This window comes from Candidatus Bathyarchaeota archaeon (assembly GCA_026014585.1).
GTDB lineage: Archaea > Thermoproteota > Bathyarchaeia > Bathyarchaeales > Bathycorpusculaceae > Bathycorpusculum.
Genome location: JAOZIA010000004.1, coordinates 1 through 2,045 on the forward strand (window position 1 = coordinate 1; position 2,045 = coordinate 2,045).

Annotated in this window: 3 protein-coding genes; all 3 read right to left on the minus strand. The window is 46.9% G+C overall.

Annotated features, from left to right (window positions below):
* On the minus strand, positions 1-708 hold a 708-nt coding region (locus NWF01_03005; protein MCW4023986.1), incomplete at its 3' end, for a 2Fe-2S iron-sulfur cluster-binding protein.
* A 112-nt stretch (positions 709-820) separates the two neighbouring features.
* Complete coding sequence (locus NWF01_03010; protein ID MCW4023987.1) at positions 821-1,006, minus strand: hypothetical protein; 186 nt, start codon at positions 1,004-1,006, stop codon at positions 821-823.
* A 526-nt stretch (positions 1,007-1,532) separates the two neighbouring features.
* Positions 1,533-2,045 (minus strand): ABC transporter ATP-binding protein (locus NWF01_03015; GenBank protein MCW4023988.1); only part of this gene is annotated, 513 nt, incomplete at its 5' end.

The following is a 2,045-nucleotide window of genomic DNA, read 5'->3' on the forward strand; positions in this document are numbered from 1 at the left end:
CGGGTATGTCCCGCAACGGCAAATATTGCCGGCCAGGATTTCCCTGATATCTTCTTCTGTTGGTTGTGGGTTACGATCCAGAAGCGCTTTCGACGTTACAATGAAACCCGGGGTGCAATAACCGCATTGCATACATTGATTCACGATGTATGCATCCACAAGCGGGGCATTGGATTCCGCTACTCCCTCTGCGGTTTCTATCACGGCGCCGTCACATTCACAAGCCAGAGTCATGCAGGACAATACCGGACGCCCGTCCATTATCACGCTGCAGGAACCGCAGGCTCCGTAGCCGCTGCACATATCCTTGATAGAAAATAATCCGAACTTTTCACGCAGCACGTCTCTCAGGGTTTCGGTTCGCGAAACGCTTGCCGCTTCTACCGCACCGTTGACTGTAATGTTTATCACATTCAGCGCTGAAGGCGATTCGCCCGCATGTTCGGCTGTAACATGGGCAGTCAATTCGCTGAGCGAGGAGAATTCTGTGGAGCAGTAGGGGCAGACGAACTTGGATTGAGTAACCGTTGTAGCGCCGCCCGGGGCGGTCACTGTTTTAGTCGAGGTTACTGTTTCGGTGGTTGTATCACCGCTGCAGGCAGCCAGTAAAACCGTAGAACCGACGGCGGTGCCACCAACCAGGAGTCCTGCGTCTTTAAGAAACTCTCTCCTTGATACTCCCTCGGATTCCCTTTTCTTTTCAGTCATTATAAAAAATGACCTCCTTTTCGACTTTACTTTTATTGATAATCGATTTGGAGCTAATCACTGATAAGTTTTATAGGCGCCACCTCCTTGCAAGACTTGTAATGCGAATCATTTATCTGCTTTTATTTTTCTCCCAGAGGTCTACAAGCTGGCACAGGAAACCGTCATAGCACTGCCCCGGGGCCCTGTTTATATCCAGCCTTTTTTTGGTGGAGCTTTTAATACCGATGGTTGTCCTTATCCTCGAAAGAGATACGCTTGTTTTTCTGGCGTTGTTAATCCCGGATATATTTTCCATAATGCAAGCCTTTCGTTCGTTAATAGATAGTATTTACGTGTTAAAAAGGTAAAAATACCCGCGTATTTGATTATTTCCCGGTATTAAAGCAGATGACTATTGCAGAGCCGCCCCGGATTTCGGTATCAATATATTAATAATGAGAGTCACAATCTCTCCGTATTATTTATGGATTTTGTTTTTTGGTTATAAAAAAAGGGCTCAGTATTGTGGGTGAATGCGTTTGCTGAACCCTTTATTCATCGGCTTGTCACAAGCGGCTTTTTATCGTTAGCCATATTAAGCCTGTTTTTTTGCGCTGGAATATAGACATCGTTTTTTGAATTTGATTGCATAATATCGATTCCCTGATAAGACTATAATAAAATAACAAAGACTGATTGAGTGTTGAGCATTATAATCCAATATAAAAAGATTGTCAAGAGTTGCACTATAATGAAAAAAACATATTAATTTAAGTAAATGTTGCAATAAATAATGATTCCTGTTTGGAATCCGGGGAAATAATGGAGGCTTACCGCTACTGTTATTCGAAGTTGAAGAAGCTCTTGATTCTTTCTTCCAGTTCTCTGGAGGCCGGGGTGTTTCGCTGCCGGGGTCTGGGATTGGAAACCTCGATTATGCTTTTTATATGGGCGGGGCGTTTCGAAAATACGATGATGCGGTCAGCGAGATATATAGCCTCGTTGGGGTCATGGGTAATCCACACCAGCCCCATCTTTTTTTGCAGCCATATGTTCACAATCTCGTCCTGTAACTCTTCACGCGTGCGGATGTCCAGCCCAGTCAACGGTTCGTCCATCAGCAGAATCTGCGGTTTGGCGGCAAGCGTGCGCGCCAGCGCCACCCTTTGCTTCATGCCGCCGCTAAGCTCACGGGGGAAAGCGCGGGTGAAATCAGACAAGCCCACCAGCGCCAGCGCGTTATCGACGGCTTCTTCGTCCTGCGGTGTTATCTTGTCTGCGTTAAGCTCGAAGTGCAGCCGGACGTTGTCGCGCGTGTTGCGCCAGGGCAGCAGGCGTGGCTCCTGAAACATCAC

Bases quoted from the DNA above. Each gene is read 5' to 3' on its own strand.
- NWF01_03010 (MCW4023987.1), bottom strand. From the start codon at position 1,006: ATGGAAAATATATCCGGGATTAACAACGCCAGAAAAACAAGCGTATCT.